Here is a 19817-nt window from a genome sequence, read left to right on the forward strand (position 1 = left end):
CGGGCCGCGCCCGCACGTGCGGACGCCCCGGCACCGGAGGGGGTGCCGGGGCGTCCGTGCGTGAGGTGGGACGGCGGGCGTCAGCGGCGGAAGGCCGCCTCGACGAGCTCCTTCTGCTCCACCGCGTGCTTCTTGGCCGAGCCCGCGGCCGGCGACGCCGACTCGGGCCGCGACACGACGCTCACCGGACGCTCGACGACCTGCGGCAGGTGCGTCGACACGAACGTCCACGGACCCTGGTTGCGTGGCTCGTCCTGCACCCAGACCAGCTCGGCGCCGTCGAACGGCGCGAGCGCGTCGCGCAGCGCGTCGGGCTCGAGCGGGTACAGCTGCTCGAGGCGCACGATCGCGGTCTGCTGGTCGCCCGACTGCACGCGGTGCGCCAGCAGGTCCCAGTAGACCTTGCCCGAGCACAGCAGCACACGGGTCACCTGGTCGGCCTTGGCCGACGCGAGGTCGTCGCCGATCACGGTGCGGAACGTGCCGGACGTGAAGTCCTCGACCGACGACGTCGCTGCCTTGAGCCGCAGCATCGACTTCGGCGTGAACACCACGAGCGGGCGGCGCGGGCGCTGGTACGCCTGACGGCGCAGCAGGTGGAAGTGCGACGCGGGCGTCGACGGCTGCGCGATCGTCATGTTGTCCTCGGCCGCGAGCTGCAGGAACCGCTCGATGCGCGCCGACGAGTGGTCGGGGCCCTGGCCCTCGTAGCCGTGGGGGAGCAGCAGCACGACCGACGAGCGCTGCGCCCACTTCTGCTCGGCCGACGAGATGAACTCGTCGATGACCGTCTGCGCGCCGTTGACGAAGTCGCCGAACTGCGCCTCCCACAGCACGAGCGCGTCGGGGCGCTCGACCGAGTAGCCGTACTCGAACCCGAGGGCGGCGTACTCCGAGAGCGACGAGTCGTACACCCAGAACTTCGCCTGGTCGGCCGACAGGTACAGCAGCGGCGTCCACTCGGCGCCCGTCTCGCGGTCGTGCAGCACGGCGTGCCGCTGCACGAAGGTCCCGCGGCGCGAGTCCTGCCCGGCCAGCCGCACGGGGGTGCCCTCGACGAGCAGCGAGCCGAACGCGAGGATCTCGCCGTAGCCCCAGTCGATGGCGCCCTCGCGGCTCATCTGCTCGCGCTTGGCGAGCAGCTGCGCCAGCTTCGGGTGCACCGTGAAGCCCTCGGGCGGGCTCACGTGCGCCTGGCCGATGCGCTGCAGCACCGACGCCGGCACGGCGGTCTGCCAGCCGACCATGACGCCCGCGTCCTCGTGCTGCGACTCGGGCCGCTCGAGGCCGGCGACGGTCTCGCTGTCCGCCGCGGGCGGCGTCCAGCCGTCCTCGCGGGTCTCGGTGAACACCCGCTCGAGCTGCGACTGGTAGTCGCGCAGCGCCTGCTCGGCCTCCTCGAGCGTGATGTCGCCGCGGGCCACGAGCGTCTCGGTGTACGCCTTGCGCACCGAGCGCTTGGCCTCGATGAGGTTGTACATCAGCGGCTGCGTCATCGACGGGTCGTCGCCCTCGTTGTGACCGCGGCGGCGGTAGCAGACGAGGTCGATGATGACGTCGCGGTCGAACTGCTCGCGGTACTCGAACGCGAGCTCGGCGACCCGGACGACGGCCTCGGGGTCGTCGCCGTTCACGTGGAAGATCGGGACCTGCAGGCCCTTGGCCACGTCGGTCGCGTACTGCGAGGACCGCGACGACGACGGGCCGGTGGTGAACCCGACCTGGTTGTTGACGATGACGTGGATCGTGCCGCCCGTGCGGTACCCGCGCAGCTGCGCGAGGTTGAGCGTCTCGAACACCACGCCCTGGCCCGCGAAGGCCGCGTCGCCGTGGATGAGGATCGGCAGCACCGAGAAGCCGTCGCCGCCGAGGTCGATGCGGTCCTGCTTGGCGCGCACGATGCCCTCGAGCACCGGGTCGACGGCCTCGAGGTGCGACGGGTTGGCCGCGAGGTACACCGCGGTCGTCGCGCCCGACTCGGCCGTGAACACGCCCTCGGTGCCGAGGTGGTACTTCACGTCGCCCGAGCCCTGCACCGACTTCGGGTCCTGGTTGCCCTCGAACTCGCTGAAGATCTGCCCGTACGACTTGCCGGCGATGTTCGCGAGCACGTTGAGCCGGCCGCGGTGCGCCATGCCGATGCCGACCTCGTCGAGCCCGCCGTTCGCGGCGCGCGACAGGATCGCGTCGAGCAGCGGGATGAGCGACTCGCCGCCCTCGAGCGAGAACCGCTTCTGCCCGACGTACTTGGTCTGCAGGAACGTCTCGAACGCCTCGGCGGCGTTGAGGCGGCGCAGGATGCGCAGCTGGTCCTCGCGCGGCGTGCGCGCGTACCCGGACTCCAGGCGCTCCTGCAGCCAGCGGCGCTGCCGCGGGTCCTGCAGGTGCATGTACTCGGCACCGACGGTGCGGCAGTACGAGTCGCGCAGCAGGCCGAGCACGTCGCGCAGCGTCGCGCGCGTCTTGCCGGTGAACCCGCCCGTGGGGAACGTGCGGTCCAGGTCCCACAGCGTCAGGCCGTGGTTCTGCACGTCCAGGTCGGGGTGCTTGCGCTGGCGGTACGCGAGCGGGTCGGTGTCCGCCATGAGGTGCCCGCGCGAGCGGTAGGCGTGGATGAGCTCGGCGATGCGGGCCGGCTTGATCGCCTCGGCGTCCGGGTCGTGGTTCGCGTCCCGCACCCAGCGCACGGGCTCGTACGGCACGCGCAGCGCCGCGAACACGCGGTCGTAGAACCCGTCCTCGCCCAGCAGCTTGCGCCCGAGGATCCGCAGGAAGTCGCCGGACTGCGCGCCCTGGATGATGCGGTGGTCGTACGTCGACGTGATCGTCAGGACCTTCGAGACGCCCATGCGGTTGAGCTGCTCGTCCGACGTGCCCGCGAACTCGGCGGGGTAGTCCATCGCGCCGACGCCGACGATCGTGCCCTGGCCCTGCATGAGGCGCGGCACCGAGTGCACGGTGCCGATCGTGCCGGGGTTGGTCAGCGAGATCGTCGTGCCGGCGAAGTCGTCGACCGTGAGCTTCGCGTTGCGCGCGCGCCGCACGACGTCCTCGTAGGCCGTCCAGAACTGCGCGAAGTCGAGCGTCTCGGCCTTCTTGATCGACGGCACGAGGAGCTGGCGCGTGCCGTCCGGCTTGGCCAGGTCGATCGCGAGGCCCAGGTTGACGTGCGCGGGCTGCAGCACGCCCGGCTTGCCGTCGACGAGCGTGTAGGCCGCGTTCATGGCGGGCATCTCGCCGACGGCCTCGACGAGCGCGAAGCCGATGAGGTGCGTGAACGAGACCTTGCCGCCGCGGCCGCGCGCGAGGTGGTTGTTGATGACGATGCGGTTGTCGACCATGAGCTTGGCCGGCACGGCGCGCACCGAGGTCGCGGTCGGGACCTCGAGCGACGCCTCCATGTTGGTGACCACGCGGGCCGCGGGGCCGCGCAGCTTCTGCACGTCGTCGACGGGCTGCACGCCGTCGCCGGCGGAGCGGCGGGTCGCGACCTCGGCGTAGGGCGCGGTCGCGGGCTGCGCGGTCGCGACGGGCGAGGGACCCGTGGGCACCTCGGGCCGGGCGGGCGCCGCGGGGCGCTCGCCGCCGCGGCCGGAGCGGGTGCGGCGGGAGCGGGTGCGGCGGTCGCCGGGTCGGACCCGCCCGTGGCGGCGTCCCCCGGCGGGGTGGCGGCCCCCTGACCCGGCGGCGTCGTCGCCGCGTCGGTCGTCCCGCCCGTCGTCGGGGCGGTGCTCGCGTCGCCGTTCGAGCCGGTGGACGACGTCTCGGGCTTGTAGCCCTCGAAGAAGTCCCACCAGGCCGGATCCACCGCGTTGCGGTCCTTCCGGTACTGCTCGTACAGCTCGTCGACGAGCCACTCGTTCGCGCCGAAGTCGGCACGGGGGGAGTCGGACTGCGCGTTCTGCGTCACGCTGGGATCGCCCACTTCCGGTGCGCGGTACCGGACCGCGCCGTCGCCAGTTCTGTTGATGACAACACTACGTGGTCACCTGGGTCCCAGGCCCCTTGCGGACCGTGCGTGGCGGTATCTGCGCAGCCTCTTCACCCCGACGCCGCGCGTGCGTCAACGCCGGGGAAATCCCGGGGCAAGCGGGCGTGCTGACCGGCTCAAGCGCGGGTCGCGGGCGTGGCCGGCAGACGGACGCGCATGGTGCACCCCGACGCGGAGTCGGCGACCTCGACCGAGCCGCCGTGCAGCTCGACCGCCCACCGCACGATCGCGAGCCCCAGGCCCGTCCCGCCCGTCGAGCCCTGGCCCGTGAGCGCCGGCGTGTTGCCCCGCACGAACCGTTCGAACACGTGCGCGCGCTGCTCGCGCGCGATGCCCGGGCCGTGGTCGACCACGTCGATCTGCACGTCCTCGCCGACGCGGCGCGCGACGACCTGCACCTCGTCGTCCTCGGGCGAGTGACGCGCCGCGTTCTGCAGCAGGTTCGCCACCACCTGGTGCAGCCGCTCGGGGTCCGCCGGGACGGTCAGGTCGGCCGGCTCGACGTCCACGCCGAACCGCAGCCGCTTGGCCGCGCCGACCAGCGACGCCTCGTCGGCGGCCTCGCCGAGCAGGTCCGCGAGCGGGACGTCCTGCGTGCGCAGCTCCATCGCGCCCGCCTCGACCCGCGACAGGTCGAGCAGCGACGACACCAGGCGCGAGAGCCGCTCGGTCTGCGCCAGCGCGGTCGCGAGGGTCGCCGGGTCGGGCTCGCTCACGCCGTCGACCATGTTCTCGAGCTGGGCCTGCAGCGCCGTCACGGGCGTGCGCAGCTCGTGCGACACGTTCGCGACGAGCTCGCGCCGGAACGTGTCGAGCTGCTGCAGGTCGTCCGCCATGGTGTTGAACGCCTCGGCGAGCTGCCCGACCTCGTCACGGCTGGTCGAGCGCACGCGTCGGCTGTAGTCGCCCGCCGCCATGGCGCGCGCGGCCACCGTCATCTCGCGCAGCGGCGAGGTCATGCCGCGCGCGAGCAGCTGCGTGAGGATCAGCGACAGCACGATCGCCAGCGGCAGCGTCCTGCTGGGCCCGAGCGAGCGCCCGTAGCCCCACCAGATGACGAACGCGGCGATCGTCACGGTCGACGCGACGAGCACGCCCAGCTTGATCTTGATGCTGCGCAACGGGTCCAGCGGGCGCACGTCGGGCAGGTGCCAGCGGTCGTCGCCGCGGACGTGCCGGGCGGGGGGCGACGACGGCGAGGTCACGACGCGTCGTCCGCCGGGGTGCCGTCGTCCGCGGGCTCGAACGCGTAGCCCACGCCGTGCACGGTGCGGATCAGGTCCGGCCCGAGCTTGCGGCGCAGCGCCTTGACGTGGGAGTCGACCGTGCGCGTGCCGCTCGCGTCGACCCAGTCCCACACGTCGGCGAGCAGCCGCTCGCGGGTCAGCACGGTGCGCGGCGACGACGCGAGCGTGAGCAGCAGGTCGAACTCCGTCGGGGTGAGGTGCACCTCGCTGGTGCCGCGCAGGACGCGGCGCTGCGCGCTGTCGATCGTCACGTCGCCGACGACGAGCGGCGGGTCGGGCTGCTGCACGGTCGCGAGCTCGGCGGCGCGCGCCGCGCGCTCGGTGCGCCGCAGCAGCACCTTCGTGCGCGCCACGAGCTCGCGCATCGAGAACGGCTTCGTCATGTAGTCGTCCGCGCCGACGCCGAGCCCCACGAGCATGTCGGTCTCGTCGTCGCGGGCCGTGAGCATGAGCACCGGCACGGGCCGCTCGGCCTGGATCTGCCGGCACACCTCGAGCCCGTCGATGCCGGGCAGCATGACGTCGAGCACGACGACGTCGGGCTGCAGCCGCGCGGCCGCCGCGACGCCGGCGTGGCCGTCGCCGACCGACTCGACCGTCCACCCCTCGGCGGCGAGGCGGTGCACGATCGCCTGCGCGATGGCGGGCTCGTCCTCCACGACGAGCACCGTGGTGGTGCCCGGGCGCGACACGGTGGTGACCATGGGGCCAGAGTGGCACACGGACCCGTGCGCGGGCCCGGCGAGCCACGCGGTCGTCCGGTCTGTCCGTAGGATGTCGCTCACCATGAGCAGCTCGAGTCGCTGCCGGCATCGCGTCCCCGTCGCGCCCAGCGCGCGCCCGGGCCGTCACGGGGGTCGGGCCCCCGTGCGACGCGAGCGAGCCGGCACCTCCTCCTCGTCCCCCCGCACCCGCTCCCGACGTGCCGCCGCGCGTCACCACCGGGCGGGTCCGCCACGCGCCGGCACGTCCCGCGCCGGCGCCGCGCACGTGGTCGCCGCGTGCTGACCGACTGGCTCCTCGTGGGCCTCGGCGTGCTCCTCACGGCCGGGACCGCGGTGTTCGTCGCCGCCGAGTTCTCGCTCGTGACGCTCGACCCCGGCCTCGTGGAGCAGCAGACCCCCGAGGACGACACGCGGGGGCGCTCGGTCCTGCGGGCGCTGCGGCACCTGTCGACGCAGCTGTCCGGCGCGCAGGTCGGCATCACGATCACGACCGTGCTGCTCGGGTACACGACGCAGCCGGCGGTCGTGCGGCTGCTGGGCGTGCCGCTGGAGGCCGCGGGCGTCGCCGGTGCCGCGGTCACCGCGATCGCCGCCGTCGTCGGCCTCGTCCTGGTCAACGGGTTCTCGATGCTGTTCGGCGAGCTGGTCCCCAAGAACTTCGCGATCTCGCGGCCGCTCGGCACCGCGCGGCTCGTGTCGCCCCTGCAGGCGGGCTTCACGTCCGCGCTGCGTCCCGTGATCGCCGCTACCAACGGGACCGCGAACACGATCCTGCGGCGCGTCGGCGTCGAGCCGCGCGAGGAGCTGTCCGGCGCGCGGTCCCCGGCCGAGCTCGCGTCGCTCGTGCGGCGCTCCGCCGAGCAGGGCACGCTCGACGCCGCGACCGCCACGCTGCTCACCAACTCGATCGACTTCTCGACGCTCACGGCGGTCGACGTCATGACCGACCGCACACGGCTCGTCGTCGTGCGCCGTGACGACTCCGCCGCCGACGTCATGGCGCTGTCGCGCCAGACCGGGCACTCGCGGTTCCCCGTGATCGGGGACTCGGTCGACGACGTCGTCGGGTTCGTGCACCTGCGCAAGGCGATGGCCGTGCCGCACGACCGACGCGCCGAGGTGCCGGCCGCGGCCCTCATGGTGGACGCGCCGCGCGTGCCCGAGACCGTGGGGCTCGGGCCGCTGCTGGTCGACCTGCGCGGGCAGGGCCTGCAGATGGCCGTCGTCGTCGACGAGTACGGCGGCACGTCCGGCGCCGTGACCCTCGAGGACGTCGTCGAGGAGCTCGTCGGCGAGGTCGCGGACGAGCACGACCGCACGCGCAGCAGCCTCGCCCGTCAGGGCGACGGGTCCTGGGTGCTGCCCGGCGTCCTGCGCCCCGACGAGCTGCACGAGGCGACCGGGCTGCGCGTGGCCGACGACGGCCCCTGGGAGACCGTGGGCGGGCTGCTCATGGCGCGCCTCGGCCGCATCCCGGTCGAGGGCGACGAGGTCGTGGAGGGCCACGTGCGGCTGGTCGTCGAGCGCATGGACGGCCGCCGCGTCGAGCGCGTGCGCGTCAGCGACCTCACCGACGACGCGACGCAGGAGGCGTGATGGACAGCACGCTCGCGCTCACCCTGGCCGTGGTCCTGCTCGCGGCCAACGCGTTCTTCGTCGGCGCCGAGTTCGCGCTGATGTCGGCGCGGCGCTCGTCGATGGAGCCGCTCGCCGAGAGCGGGGACCGCCGCGCGGCGACCGTGCTGTGGGCGATGGAGCACGTCTCGCTCATGCTCGCCGCGGCGCAGCTCGGCATCACCATCTGCTCGACCAGCCTGGGCCTGGTGGCCGAGCCCGCGATCGCGCACGCGATCGAGGGGCCGCTGCAGGCGCTCGGCGTGCCCGGGTCGTTCACCCACCCGATCGCGTTCGTCCTCGCGCTGCTCGTCGTGGTGTACCTGCACGTCGTGCTCGGCGAGATGGTGCCCAAGAACCTCGCGGTGTCCGGCCCCGACCGGGCCGTGCTGCTGTTCGGCCCGCCGCTGGTGTGGGTCGCGCGGGTCATGCGTCCGGTGATCGTCGCGCTCAACTGGCTGGCCAACCACGTGCTGCGGCTGTTCCGCGTGGAGCCGCGCGACGAGGTCGCGTCGGCGTTCACGGCGCAGGAGGTGCAGTCGATCGTCGAGCGCTCGCAGGCCGAGGGCCTGCTGGCCGACGAGCAGGGCCTGCTCGCCGGGGCGATCGAGTTCTCGGACCGCACGGCCGCGCAGGTCATGGTGCCGCTCGACGAGCTCGTGACCGTCGACGCGTCGGGCACGCCGGACGACATCGAGCACCTGGTGGCCCGCACGGGCTTCAGCCGGTTCCCGGTGGTCGACGACGCGGGGCTGCCCACCGGCTACCTGCACATCAAGGATGTCCTCTACGCCGACGGGCAGACGCGGACGGCGCCCGTGCCGGCGTGGCGCGTGCGGACGCTCGCGGTGGTGACGCCGGACGACGAGGTCGAGACGGCGCTCGCTGCCATGCAGCGCTCGGGGTCGCACCTCGCGCGCGTCGACGACGGCGGGCGCACGGCCGGTGTCGTGTTCCTCGAGGACATCCTCGAGGAGCTCGTGGGCGAGGTCCGCGACGCGATGCAGCGCGGCCAGCTGCACTGAGCAGCGCGGGCGGCGGCGGGCCGCGGGACGTCCGGCCCAGGCCCTGCCCGCCCCGAGGTTCTGACATGGCCCGTGAGAGATCGGTGAAGGCGCGGCGTGTCGGGCGGCGTGTCGCGAGGTGTGTCCGGATCGGGTCGGGCATGTGACCTGATCGGGTCTTGGAGCCGACGGCCGGGTGCCGTTATGGTTCCGTGACCGCATCGGGGGACCGATGGCAACCGGGGACGTCGGAACGGAGGTGTCGTGGGATCCCACCGAGCGGAACCTGCCGCACGTGTGCGCCGTTCTCGCGGCGTCCCCGCGACCCGCACCCCCGTCGACGCGCTTCCCGTCGAGGCCACCGCGGCCGCGCCGCGCCGCCGCTCCGCGACCGTGCTGGGCCGTGGCGGGGTGCTGACCGCGCTCGTCGCGGTGACCGTCGTGGTCCCCGTCTCGCAGGGCATGGCCGACGGCCAGGTCGTGGTGGGGACGGCCGCGAGCGCGTCCACCCGGGTCGACGGCCCGTCCACCGTGTCGGCGCTGACGGCGATGCCGCTGTCGGACCTGCCGCCCACCGCGCTGGTCTCCGCCGACGGCACGCCCCGCGTGCGCGAGCTCGTCGCGTCGCGCGGCGAGGAGCGCTCGGCGCTGCCCGGCTGCGACGGCTCGGTCCGCCCGTCGGGCGAGAACGGTCTGCTCGCGACCAAGGACCTGTGCACGCTGTGGGACGGTCGCACGCAGATGCGCGCCGACGCGGCGGTCGCGCTCGCGGAGCTCAACGAGGTGCACATCGCGAAGTTCGGCACGGACCTGTGCCTGAGCTCGGGCTACCGCACGCTCGCGCAGCAGAAGGCCGTCAAGGCCGAGAAGGGCGGCCTCGCGGCGACGCCCGGCAAGAGCAACCACGGCTGGGGGCTCGCCGTCGACCTGTGCGGGCTGCAGAACTCCTCGGTCAAGATGGCGTGGATGAACGAGATGGCCGGCACGTTCGGCTGGGAGAACCCGTCCTGGGCGCGCAAGGGCGGCTCGGGTCCGTTCGAGCCGTGGCACTGGGAGTACACCAAGGGCGTCAAGTCCGACGGCGAGTACTACGGCTGACGTCGTCCCGCCGGCACCCGCGAGGGTCGGCGTCGAGGCGTGCGCCGCGCTCGGTCTGACACGGCCGTCCTCCTGACGGAGCAGGCGTCGCGACGCGTCCGTCCCCGCGACGCGGACGGACGTCGGCCGTGCCTCGGCCTGTGCCGGGACGCCACGGGCGGGCCCGCCGCAGCGGACCCGCCCGTGCTCGTGCGCCGACGCGCGTCGTGCTCAGCGCAGCTGGAGGCCCCAGCGCACCTCGTGGGTCGTGCCCGGCTCGAGCTCGACGAGCAGGTCGCCGGTGCGGAACGCGTCGGCCACGCACGTCATGGGCTCGACCGCGACGCCGCGGCGCTCGATGCCGGGGATGCCGTCGCCCGTGCAGACCTGCCACGCGGGCAGGGTCGCGTCGGCCCACACGGCGACCGTGCGGCCGTCGGAGCCGGTGAGGGTCGCCCACGTGCGGCCCTCGGAGTCGGGCGTGACGTCGAGCCACGCGTCGTCGAGCGCGACGCCCGCGAGGGGCTTGCCCTCGCGCAGGTCGTAGTCGCCGGCGACCGCCTGCGTGCCGATCGGCAGGAGCCGGTCGTCGACCGTCACGCGGCGCGCCGCGTCGAGGCGCAGCGTGCTCGCGTCGACGCCGCCCGGACCGGGGGACAGCCACGGGTGGAAGCCGACCCCGTAGGGCGCCACGCCCTCGCCGAGGTGCGTCGTCGCGACCGTGACGGTCAGGCCGTCGTCGGCCAGGCGGTACGTCACGTCGAGGCGCAGCGGCCACGGGTAGCCGGGCGTGGGGACGAGGTCGTGGCGCAGCGTCACCGCGTCGTCCGCGGCCTCGACGACGTCGAACCGCGCGTACGCGACGAGGCCGTGCAGCGCGGTGAGGCGCTCGTGCTCGGTCAGCGGGACCTGGTACGTCACGTCGCGGAAGCGGTACGTCGCGTCGCGCAGCCGGTTGGGCCACGGCGCGAGCACCGCACCCGAGAAGGCCGGCGCGATCGTGCCGACGTCGAACGGCAGGAGCACGTCGCGCTCGCCGACCCGGTACTCGCGGACGCTCGCCGCGACGGACGTGACGACGGCGACCTGGTCACCGTGCCGCAGCACGTGCTGGTCACCCGTGGGAGGAGGAGTGTTCACGCTCACAACCTAGCGGCGCACGCGCGTCCGGCCACGGGACCGGCGGTGCGCGTCGCGCCCCGGCGCGCAGCGCGGCCCCGTCGGTCCGGCCGCACGACCGGACCCCCGGGTGGATCACCCGGACAGGTGATCCGGGTCACCCGAGGGGCCGTGCCTGTGGACGACCCGACCCGCCGCGCGGCGTGATGCCCTACCGTGACGCCCGAATCGGACGAACCAGACACCGGCGTGCGTCGGTGCAGGTGGCAGGGCAGGGGGCGGCGGCATGGACGGGGTGGCGATCCTCGAGAGCGAGGTGCGCGAGCTCATCCGACGCCGCGGCGTCGACCCCGTGCGCGACCGTGCGGGCGTCGTCGCGCTCGTCCACGCGGCCATGGCCGACTACGACGAGCGCTCGCTGCTCGGCGCGGTCCCCGCGCTCGGCGACGCCGCCGCCGCGCACAAGGCCGTCGTCGACGCCGTCGCCGGCCTCGGGCCCCTGCAGCGGTACCTCGACGACCCCGAGGTCGAGGAGATCTGGATCAACAGCCCGTCGCAGGTGTTCGTCGCGCGGCGCGGCGAGCCCGAGCTCACCACGACGATCCTCACCGACGCGCAGGTGCGCGACCTGGTCGAGCAGATGCTTAAGGTCTCCGGCCGGCGCCTCGACCTGTCGAGCCCGTTCGTCGACGCGTCGCTGCCGGGCGGGGAGCGCTTGCACGCCGTGATCCCCGACGTCACGCGGCGCCACTGGTCGGTGAACATCCGCAAGTACGTGGTGCGCGCCACCAGCCTCGACGACGTGGTCGGCCTCGGGTCGCTCACGCCGCAGGCCGCGGCGTTCCTGCACGCGGCCGTGCGGGTCGGGCTCAACGTCCTCGTCTCGGGCGCCACGCAGGCCGGCAAGACGACGATGCTCAACGCGCTCGCGGGCGCCGTCCCGCCGCGCGAGCGCGTCATCAGCTGCGAGGAGGTCTTCGAGCTGCGTCCCGCCGTGCGCGACTGGGTCGCGATGCAGACGCGGCAGCCGAACCTCGAGGGGACCGGCGAGATCACGCTGCGTCGCCTCGTCAAGGAGGCGCTGCGCATGCGCCCCGACCGTCTGCTCGTCGGCGAGGTGCGCGAGGCCGAGGCGCTCGACCTGCTCATCGCGCTCAACAGCGGCGTGCCGGCGATGTGCACGATCCACGCGAGCTCGGCGCGCGAGGCGCTCACCAAGCTGTGCACGCTGCCGCTGCTGGCCGGCGAGAACATCTCCGACCGGTTCGTCGTCCCCACGGTGGCGTCGTCCGTGGACCTCGTGGTCCACCTCGAGCTCGACGCCCGCGGCCGTCGACGCACGCGTGAGGTCGTCGCCGTCCCCGGGCGGGTCGAGGCCGGCGTCGTCGAGACGGCCGACCTCTTCACGACGCGCGACGGCGTCCTGGTCCGCGGCGACGGCTTCCCGCCGCACCCGGAGCGGTTCGCGCGAGCGGGCGTCGACGTCGCGTCCCTGCTGCGGAGGTCGTGAGCGTGGGCGTCGTGGTGGGCCTGCTGCTGGGTGTCGGGCTGGCGTGCGTGTGGTGGTCGTGGTGGCCGCGCGCGGGCGGCGGCGTGGGTCGCTCCGGCGGCTGGGCGGCGCGCGTGCAGGACGTGCTGACGCAGGCCGAGGTGACGGGCGTGTCGCCGGGCGGGCTGGTCGCGGCGAGCGCCGCCGTCGGGCTGGTGGTCGCGGCGGCGTCGTTCCTCGTGGTGCCGGTCCCGGCGGTCACCGGGTGTGTCGCGGCGTTCGCCGCGGGTGCGCCGTGGGCGCTCGTGCGGGGCCGTGCCCGCCGGCGCCTCGCCCGGGCGCGCGAGCTGTGGCCCGACGTCGTCGACCACCTCGCGTCGGGCGTGCGCGCGGGGCTCGCCCTGCCGGAGGCGGTGGCCCAGCTGGGCGACCGGGGCCCGGCCGAGCTGCGCGCCCCGTTCCGGGCGTTCGCCGAGGACTACCGCGCGACGGGTCGGTTCGCCGACAGCCTCGACGCCCTCAAGGACCGCCTGGCCGACCCGGTCGCCGACCGCATCGTCGAGGCGCTGCGGCTCACGCGCGACGTCGGCGGCACCGACCTGGGGCGCCTGCTGCGGACCCTGTCGTCCTTCCTGCGCGACGACCTGCGCACGCGCGGCGAGCTCGAGGCGAGGCAGGGCTGGACCGTGTACGCCGCGCGGCTCGCCGTCGCCGCGCCGTGGGTCGTGCTGGGCATGCTCGCGTCGCGCCCCGAGGCCATCTCGGCGTACGACTCGCCCGCCGGTGCCGTGCTGCTCGTCGCGGGTGCCGTCGTCACCGTCGTGGCCTACCGCCTCATGGTGCGCGTCGCGCGCCTGCCCGACGACCCGCGGGTCCTGCGGTGAGCCCGGCGCTCCTCGGCGGGCTCGTCGGGCTGCTCGGCGGCTGCGGCGCGGTCCTCGTCGTCGCGCGGCTGCGCGCGCGACGCATCACGCTCGACCAGCGGGTCGGCCCGTACCTGCGCACGCGCGGCACGTCGTCGCTGCTGCGCGCCGAGCCCGTGCGCGGACCGTGGGGGGTCGTCGAACGGATCGTCGCCCCGTTCCTGGCGGACGGGGTGCGCGTGGTCTCCCGGCTCGGTTCCTCCTCGGCCGAGCTGCGCCGCCGGCTCGCCCGTGCGGGCAGGTCCGACACGGTCGAGCAGCTCCGCGCGCAGCAGGTCGTCGCCGGGTCGCTCGGCCTCGCGGCCGGGCTCGCGCTCGCCGTCCTGCTCGCGGCCACGCGCGGCGGGGCGGTCGTGCCGCTCGTCGCCCTGGTCGTGGTCGCGGGCCTCGTCGGCGCGCTGACCCCGGACTGGTGGCTCGGCCGGCAGGTGGCCCGGCGCGAGGCGCGCCTGCTCGCCGAGATGCCCACGGTCACCGAGCTCCTCGCGCTGGCCGTCGGAGCGGGCGAAGGGGCGACCGGCGCGCTCGAGCGCGTCGTCCGGCAGACCCACGGCGAGCTGGCCGACGAGCTCGCGCGGACGCTCGCCGACGCGCGCGCCGGTGCGCCCCTCGCGAGCGCGCTGCAGGGTCTGGCCGACCGCACGGGCCTGCCCGCGCTCGCGCGCTTCGCGGAGGGGGTCGCCGTCGCGGTCGAGCGCGGCTCGCCGCTCGCGGACGTGCTGCGCGCGCAGGCGCAGGACGTCCGCGAGGAGGGGCGTCGGGCGCTCATGCAGACGGGCGGGCGCAAGGAGGTGCTCATGATGGTGCCGGTGGTGTTCCTGATCCTGCCGGTCACCGTCGTGTTCGCCGTCTTCCCCAGCGCGGTGGTCCTGCGGGTGGGGCTGTGAGCCCGCCCGCCGTGGACGAGGAGGCGTCGTTCGGCGTCCTCCCGACGACGACGGAGGTCGAGGATGAAGATCTGGCAGCGGACGTGGGACGCGCTCGTGCGGCGCACCGGACCGGCGGCGGGGGAGCGCGGCGACCGGGGCGACGTGCCCGGCTGGGTGCTCGTGACGCTCATGACCGCCGGGCTGGTCGCCGTGCTGTGGTTCGTCGCCGAGGACGCGCTGCGCGGCCTGTTCGTCGAGGCCGTGAACGGCGTCTCGCCGCGCTCCGGCGGCTGAGCGCCGCGCGGCGAGACGACGCCGGGGCCGCCGTGGTCGACTTCACGCTCGTCGGTGGTCTCGTGGTGGTGCTGTTCGTCGCGGTGGTGCAGCTCGCGCTGGTGCAGCACGTGCGCAACACGTGCGTCGACGCCGCGGCCGAGGGTGCCCGGTACGCGGCCCACGTCGGGCGCGCGCCCGCCGACGGCGCCGCTCGTGCGGGTGACCTGCTGCGCTCGTCGCTCGCCGCGTCGTACGCGCAGGACGTGACGGCGGACGAGGTCGTCGTCGACGGCCTGCGCCTGGTGCGCGTCACGGTGCGCGCCCCGCTGCCGGTGGTCGGGCTGCTCGGCCCGGGCGGCGTCATGGAGCTGCGCGGGCACGCTCCCGTGGAGGACACGTGAGCGCGGCGTCGCGCCGGTGGGTCGGCCGGCTGCGGCGGTGGGCCGCGCGACGGGTGCGCACCGGCGGTGACGACGGCAGCGCCCTCGTCGAGTTCCTCGGCGTCACGCTCGTGCTCCTCGTCCCGACCGTCTACCTCGTGCTCGTGCTCGGACGCGTCCAGGCCGCGACGTTCGCCGTCGAGGGTGCCGCGCGCGAGGCCGTGCGCGTCTACGTGGCGGCCGACGACGCGACGCAGGGCGCCGAGCGTGCCGTCACGGTCGTCGGCGTCGCGCTCCGCGACCAGGGCTTCGACGACGACGCCGCCGGTGCGCTCGCGCTCACGTGTTCGGCGTCCCCGTGCCTCACGCCCGGTGCCGAGGTCGCGGCGACCGTGGAGGTGCGCGTGCCGCTGCCGTTCGTGCCCGCGTTCGTCGGGGAGGCCCTGCCGCTCGAGGTCCCCGTGAGCGCGCAGCGCGTCGCACCGGTGGACGCCTACCGGGTGGCGCGGTGAGGACGCTCGCCCGGGCGGTCCGCGCACGCGCGTGGGGCGGGCCGGACGACGGTCAGGTGATGCTGCTGTCCCTGGGGTTCGCGGTGCTCGCGCTCGCGCTCGTCCTGGTCGTCGGTGCCGCGACGGGGGTGCACCTCGACCGCAAGCGGCTGCTCGCCACCGCCGACCTGGCCGCGCTCGCCGCGGCCGACCAGGTCAGCGAGCGGTACTTCGAGGCCGGCGGCGGGCGCGGGTCCGCCGGGGTGCCGCTCACCGACGCGTCCGTGCGGGCCGCGGTCGAGCAGTACCTGGCGGACCACCCCGACCCCGTCGCGCGGTGGGACGGCGTGCGGGTCCTCGAGGCCTCGACGCCCGACGGTCGCACCGCGCGGGTCCGCCTCGGTGCCGTCACGCGGCCGCCGCTCGTCACGTGGGTGACGGCGCCGTGGTCGGACGGGATCGCGCTCGAGGTCGAGTCCGTGGCGCGCGCGTCGTGACCCCCGCGGACCGCTCAGGCGACCTTCCGGTGCGCGTGCGCCGCCGCCTCGAGCGCGATCGTCGCGAGCTCCGCGATGTGCCGCAGGTCCTCGGCGGTCGCGCCGTCGCGCGCCTGCTGGCTCATGCCCTGCAGCGTCGCGCCCGTGAACCGGGCCATGGCCTCGGACACGTCGGGCCGCTGCGCCATCGCCAGGACGTTCTCACGGCGCATCGTCGCGAGCCGCTCCGCGACGTGGCGGTTCGCCTCGGTCACGGTCACGGCGGCGCTGATGACGAGGCACCCGCCGGGGTAGTCGCGCGACGGGTAGTGCTCGGCCGCCTCGAACAGCACGCGCCGCAGCATCGCCAGGCCGTCCCGCTCCTCACGGATCGCCGTGCCGAGGAACGCCCCGTGCGTCTCGTTGTAGCGACGCACGACCGAGAAGAACAGCTCCTCCTTGGAGCCGAACGCCTTGTAGAGGCTCGGCGGGTTGATCCCCATCGCCTCGGTCAGCGACGCGAGCGACGCGCCCTCGTAGCCGTGCTCCCAGAACACGGCGAGGGCCGCGTCGAGCGCCTCCTCGACGTCGAAGCGCCGCCCCTGACCTGCGCGACCAGACATCGTCGTCCTTCCCGCCTCGTGCTCCCGGTCCACGTCGACCCGGTCCGGGCGGGGCCGAGGTCGCCGACGACCCCCGCCGTCCTCGTCACGAGCGTAGTCGCGGGGGCGGACCTCCCGAACCGGCACGAGATCGACTCTTGTAGTGATCACTACACGTATGCCACTCTACCCGCATGAGCCACGAGAGCACAGCACAGGGCATCGAGCAGGAGGCCGCGAGGGTCGCCGTCGTGACCGGCGCGAGCCGCGGGATCGGCCGTGCGATCGCCACGCGCCTCGCGCGGGACGGGTTCGCGGTCGGCGTCCACTACGGGTCGAACCCCGAGGCCGCGGCCGAGACCGTCGCCGCGATCCGGCGCGACCACGGCACCGCCTACGCCTTCCGCGCCGACCTCGCGGCGGACGACGTCGCCACCGCCTTCTGGGACGCGCACGACAAGGCGGCCGCCGAGGCCGGGATCGACGCGCACCAGATCCACACGCTGGTGAACAACGCCGGCGTGACGCTGCGCGGCACCATCGAGGACTTCGACCCGGCCGACCTCGAGCTCCAGCAGCGCATCAACGTGACCGCGCCGTACCTCCTGGTGCGCGAGGCGCTCGGCCGCCTGCGCGACGGAGGGCGGATCGTCAACATCTCGTCCGGCGTCACGCGCATCGCGTTCCCCGAGATCATCGGCTACGCCATGACCAAGGGTGCGATCGAGGCCTTCACCCTCACGCTGGCCAAGCACCTCGGACCGCGGGGCATCACGGTGAACGCCGTCGCGCCCGGCGTCATCGACACCGACATCAACGCCAGCTGGTTGCGCGACAACCCCGAGGCGATCGCCCAGGTCGCCGCGAGCACCAGCCTCGGGCGCGTCGGACGCCCCGACGACGTCGCGGGCGCCGTCGCGTTCCTCGCGTCCGACGACGCGCGGTGGGTCACCGGGCAGGTCCTCGACGCCACCGGGGGCACCCAGCTCTGACCGACCAGCACGGCCACGACGCTGACAGGGGGGCAGATGTCGCACGCACCGACACGGGGGATCGACCACTTCGGGCTCACCGTCCCGAACCTCGACGACGCGGTCAGGGACCTCGGGGACGCGCTCGGCGCAGGGCTCTGCTACGTCGAGGGGCCCCTCGACGAGCCGTACCCGGGGTGGATGACGAAGAAGCTGGGCGCCCGGGGGTCGTTCACGCTGCGGGTCGCGGCTGTGAACGCGCTCGCCGTCAACCTCGAGCTCTTCGAGTACGCCGGGGACGGGCCGCGCCGTCCCGGTCCGCTGCCGGGTCAGGCGGGCGGCTTCGCGCTGCTGCGGCGCACACCCGACCCGACCGCCGCCGCACGCGAGCTCGCCCGCGTGGCGGCCGTGCGCCCGGCGCACACCTCGGGCGGGTTCGAGGTGCTGCTGCCGTCGGGGATCGCGCTCGCGCTGCAGCCCGGGAAGGACGAGCTGCTCGGCGCCCTGTTCGTGCATCGGGGCGACGTCGCGCCGTTCGTCCACGAGCTGCAGTCGGTGCTCGGGCTGCGGCGGACCGGCGGCGTCGACGCGTTCGGCGCCCGCGGCGTCGTGCTCGCGGGGGAGTGCGGTGCGGCCGTCGCGGTGCTCGACGCCCCCGGTGCGGGACCGCGTCCCGCCAACAGCGACGTCGGCGGGCACCACGTCGCCTTCCACGCCGACGACGTCGACGCGGCGCGCGCGGCGCTCCTCGAGGCGGGGGGGTTCGTGCCGCTCGGCGAGCCCGAGACGATCACGGACGGCCCGATCGCGGGCGACCGCTGGAACTACGTGCTGTCACCCACCGGGGTGCAGCTCGAGCTCATCAACCTCCCCGACGGCACCCTGCCGTACGAGGACGGTGCGGCGCACACCCGCACCCCGATCGCACGGAGGGTCCCCGCATGACCACCACCTCACGACGCGCGTTCCTCGGCGCGGGCACGGCGACGCTCGGGGCCGCGGCGCTCGCCGGGTTCGGGCTCCGGGGCGCCGACGCGCCGTCCGCGGACGCGCGTCCGCCCGCGCCCGGTCCGTACCGCGTCGTCACCCCGGGATCCGAGCAGTGGGAGGACCTGCGGCAGGGCACCAACCTGCGGTGGATCGGGTCGCCGCGACGGATCGCCTTCCCGCGGGACGCGAGCGAGGTCGCGGCCGAGATCCGGACGATCCAGCGGCTCGGGCTGCGGCCCGCCGTCCGCAGCGGCGGCCACGGGTACGAGAGCTTCGTCTCGAACGACGACGTCACCGCGATCATCGACCTCGCGGCGATGAACCAGGTGCGCTGGGACCCCCGGCGGCGTGCGTTCGAGGTCGGTGCCGGGGCCCAGCTCGGCGCCGTGTACCAGCTGCTCTACAAGCAGTGGGGCGTGTACGTCCCGGCCGGCAACTGCCCCACCGTGGCGGCCGGTGGACACATCGCGGGCGGCGGCTACGGCAGCATGAACCGCCGCGACGGCCTCGTCGTCGACCACCTCGCCGCGGTCGAGGCCGTGCACGTGCGCGCGAACGGCGCGGTGCGGACGTCCATCGGGACGCGCGACCCCCGCAGCCCCGACCACGAGCTGTGGTGGGCCTACACGGGCGGTGGCGGCGGCAACTTCGGCGTCGCGACGCGGTACTGGCTGCGGTCGCCGGCGGCCGCGGGCGACCGGCCCGAGGCCGCCCTGCCCACCCCGCCGCGGCACGTGATCCTCTCGACCGTCGCGTGGCGGTGGGACGACCTCGACGAGGCGACCTTCGGACGGCTGCTCGCGAACCACGGGCGCTGGCACGAGGAGCACAGCGCGGCCGGCACGCCCGAGGCCGGCCTGTTCTCGCAGCTCAAGACCTGGCACCGCGCCAACGGCACGATCACCCTGGATACGGTCGTCGACGCGGGCGTGCCCGACGCGGACGGCGTCCTCGACCGTCACGTAGGAGCGCTCTCACAGGGCATCCCGGTGCCGACCGTGCTGCAGCGTCGACGCGTGCCCTGGCTGCAGGGGACGCAGTGGACCGGCTTCACCGGACCCGACCCGACGCGCAGGTTCGACGGCAAGTCCGCGTACCTGCGTCGCACCTGGACCCCGACCGCGGTCGCGGCGGCCTACCGCGCCCTGACCGACCCGTCGTTCTCCCACCCCGGCGCGCTGCTCATGATCGCGTCCTACGGCGGGGCGGTGAACACCGTGGCCCCCGACGCGACCGCCGTCGCGCAGCGTGACTCGATCATCAAGTTCCAGGTGGTGTCCATCTGGGACGACCCCGAGGACGACGCCGCGAACCTGGCGTGGACCCGCTCGACCTACGCCGCCATGTTCGCGGACACCGGCGGCGTCCCCGTCCCGAACGCCGACACCGACGGCGCCTTCGTCAACTACGCCGACACCGACCTCGACGACCCGGCCCACAACACCTCGGGCCTCAGCTCGCTCGACCTCTACTACAAGCACAACCTCCCGCGCCTCGTCCGGGCGCGGGCGGCCTACGACCCGAAGGGACTCTTCAGCCATGCACAGAGCCTCCCGGTCAGCTGACCAGCCCG

At 74.6% G+C, this 19817-nt stretch carries 17 protein-coding genes and 1 pseudogene; 13 read left to right on the forward strand and 5 right to left on the reverse strand.

The genetic code is table 11. The annotated features are described in order from the left end of the window. Positions 1–80: 80 nt before the first annotated feature. The 3 genes and pseudogenes from GY42_RS01115 to GY42_RS01125 all read right to left on the reverse strand — a co-directional run bounded on the left by GY42_RS01115 (position 81) and on the right by GY42_RS01125 (position 5942). Positions 81–3910, reverse strand: a pseudogene (locus GY42_RS01115) (multifunctional oxoglutarate decarboxylase/oxoglutarate dehydrogenase thiamine pyrophosphate-binding subunit/dihydrolipoyllysine-residue succinyltransferase subunit). A gap of 197 nt (positions 3911–4107) precedes the next feature. Beyond that, positions 4108–5196 carry a HAMP domain-containing sensor histidine kinase gene (locus tag GY42_RS01120; RefSeq protein ID WP_046527918.1) on the reverse strand — a complete coding sequence of 363 codons (1089 nt, stop codon included), beginning with the start codon at positions 5194–5196 and terminating at the stop codon, positions 4108–4110. Continuing rightward, complete coding sequence (locus GY42_RS01125) at positions 5193–5942, reverse strand: response regulator transcription factor (RefSeq protein WP_046527919.1); 750 nt, start codon at positions 5940–5942, stop codon at positions 5193–5195. Before GY42_RS01125 ends, GY42_RS01120 begins: the two co-directional genes overlap by 4 nt. A gap of 297 nt (positions 5943–6239) precedes the next feature. Between GY42_RS01125 and GY42_RS01130 the strand changes: the two genes are divergently transcribed. The 3 genes from GY42_RS01130 to GY42_RS01140 all read left to right on the forward strand — a co-directional run bounded on the left by GY42_RS01130 (position 6240) and on the right by GY42_RS01140 (position 9679). Next, complete coding sequence (locus GY42_RS01130) at positions 6240–7559, forward strand: hemolysin family protein (protein WP_201775248.1); 1320 nt, start codon at positions 6240–6242, stop codon at positions 7557–7559. Next, positions 7559–8602 (forward strand): hemolysin family protein, encoded by a 1044-nt coding sequence (locus GY42_RS01135; RefSeq protein WP_046527920.1) that lies wholly within the window; start codon positions 7559–7561, stop codon positions 8600–8602. Before GY42_RS01130 ends, GY42_RS01135 begins: the two co-directional genes overlap by 1 nt. A 276-nt stretch (positions 8603–8878) precedes the next feature. Beyond that, a complete protein-coding gene (locus GY42_RS01140) occupies positions 8879–9679 on the forward strand; it encodes a M15 family metallopeptidase (protein WP_046527921.1) in 801 nt (266 codons plus the stop codon). A gap of 210 nt (positions 9680–9889) precedes the next feature. Here the strand turns inward: GY42_RS01140 and GY42_RS01145 are convergent, their stop codons facing one another. Next, positions 9890–10798 (reverse strand): aldose 1-epimerase family protein, encoded by a 909-nt coding sequence (locus tag GY42_RS01145; RefSeq protein ID WP_046527922.1) that lies wholly within the window; start codon positions 10796–10798, stop codon positions 9890–9892. A gap of 265 nt (positions 10799–11063) precedes the next feature. Here GY42_RS01145 and GY42_RS01150 point away from each other — a divergent pair, with 265 nt between their 5' ends. From GY42_RS01150 to GY42_RS01180, 7 genes are all read left to right on the forward strand, one after another. Continuing rightward, entirely contained in the window at positions 11064–12287 is a 1224-nt protein-coding gene (locus GY42_RS01150; RefSeq protein ID WP_046527923.1) for a CpaF family protein, read from the forward strand. 2 nt (positions 12288–12289) lie between these two features. Continuing rightward, the gene (locus GY42_RS01155; protein WP_046527924.1) at positions 12290–13150 is read left to right on the forward strand and encodes a type II secretion system F family protein; all 861 of its coding nucleotides are present in this window, start codon (positions 12290–12292) and stop codon (positions 13148–13150) included. Continuing rightward, entirely contained in the window at positions 13147–14076 is a 930-nt protein-coding gene (locus tag GY42_RS01160; RefSeq protein WP_046527925.1) for a type II secretion system F family protein, read from the forward strand. Before GY42_RS01155 ends, GY42_RS01160 begins: the two co-directional genes overlap by 4 nt. 63 nt (positions 14077–14139) lie before the next feature. Further along, positions 14140–14352 (forward strand): hypothetical protein, encoded by a 213-nt coding sequence (locus GY42_RS01165; RefSeq protein ID WP_236686682.1) that lies wholly within the window; start codon positions 14140–14142, stop codon positions 14350–14352. A 32-nt stretch (positions 14353–14384) separates the two neighbouring features. Further along, positions 14385–14735, forward strand: a complete 351-nt coding sequence (locus GY42_RS01170) for a TadE/TadG family type IV pilus assembly protein (protein WP_236686683.1) — start codon at positions 14385–14387, stop codon at positions 14733–14735. After that, positions 14732–15226, forward strand: coding sequence for a pilus assembly protein TadE (locus GY42_RS01175; protein WP_082131304.1), 495 nt, complete (start codon positions 14732–14734; stop codon positions 15224–15226). The genes GY42_RS01170 and GY42_RS01175 overlap by 4 nt, the downstream gene beginning before the upstream one ends. A gap of 59 nt (positions 15227–15285) precedes the next feature. Then, entirely contained in the window at positions 15286–15702 is a 417-nt protein-coding gene (locus GY42_RS01180; protein ID WP_046530393.1) for a pilus assembly protein TadG-related protein, read from the forward strand. Between the two features lie 14 nt (positions 15703–15716). On the opposite strand, the gene GY42_RS01185 is transcribed toward GY42_RS01180, so the two are convergent. Next, positions 15717–16304: a TetR/AcrR family transcriptional regulator gene (locus GY42_RS01185; RefSeq protein WP_046527926.1), complete on the reverse strand. Its 588-nt coding sequence runs from the start codon at positions 16302–16304 to the stop codon at positions 15717–15719. 173 nt (positions 16305–16477) lie between these two features. On the opposite strand from GY42_RS01185, the gene GY42_RS01190 reads away from it, so the two are divergent. The 3 genes from GY42_RS01190 to GY42_RS01205 are packed head-to-tail and all read left to right on the forward strand — an operon-like array spanning position 16478 to position 19809. Next, positions 16478–17275, forward strand: a complete 798-nt coding sequence (locus tag GY42_RS01190) for an SDR family NAD(P)-dependent oxidoreductase (protein WP_046527927.1) — start codon at positions 16478–16480, stop codon at positions 17273–17275. Between the two features lie 36 nt (positions 17276–17311). Then, the gene (locus GY42_RS17985; protein WP_052748151.1) at positions 17312–18199 is read left to right on the forward strand and encodes a hypothetical protein; all 888 of its coding nucleotides are present in this window, start codon (positions 17312–17314) and stop codon (positions 18197–18199) included. Further along, positions 18196–19809 carry an FAD-binding oxidoreductase gene (locus GY42_RS01205; protein WP_046527928.1) on the forward strand — a complete coding sequence of 538 codons (1614 nt, stop codon included), beginning with the start codon at positions 18196–18198 and terminating at the stop codon, positions 19807–19809. The genes GY42_RS17985 and GY42_RS01205 overlap by 4 nt, the downstream gene beginning before the upstream one ends. Positions 19810–19817 lie beyond the last annotated feature (8 nt).

Origin of the sequence: Cellulomonas sp. FA1 (assembly GCF_000986825.1) — a bacterium.
In the GTDB taxonomy this organism is placed as follows: Bacteria; Actinomycetota; Actinomycetes; order Actinomycetales; family Cellulomonadaceae; genus Cellulomonas; species Cellulomonas iranensis.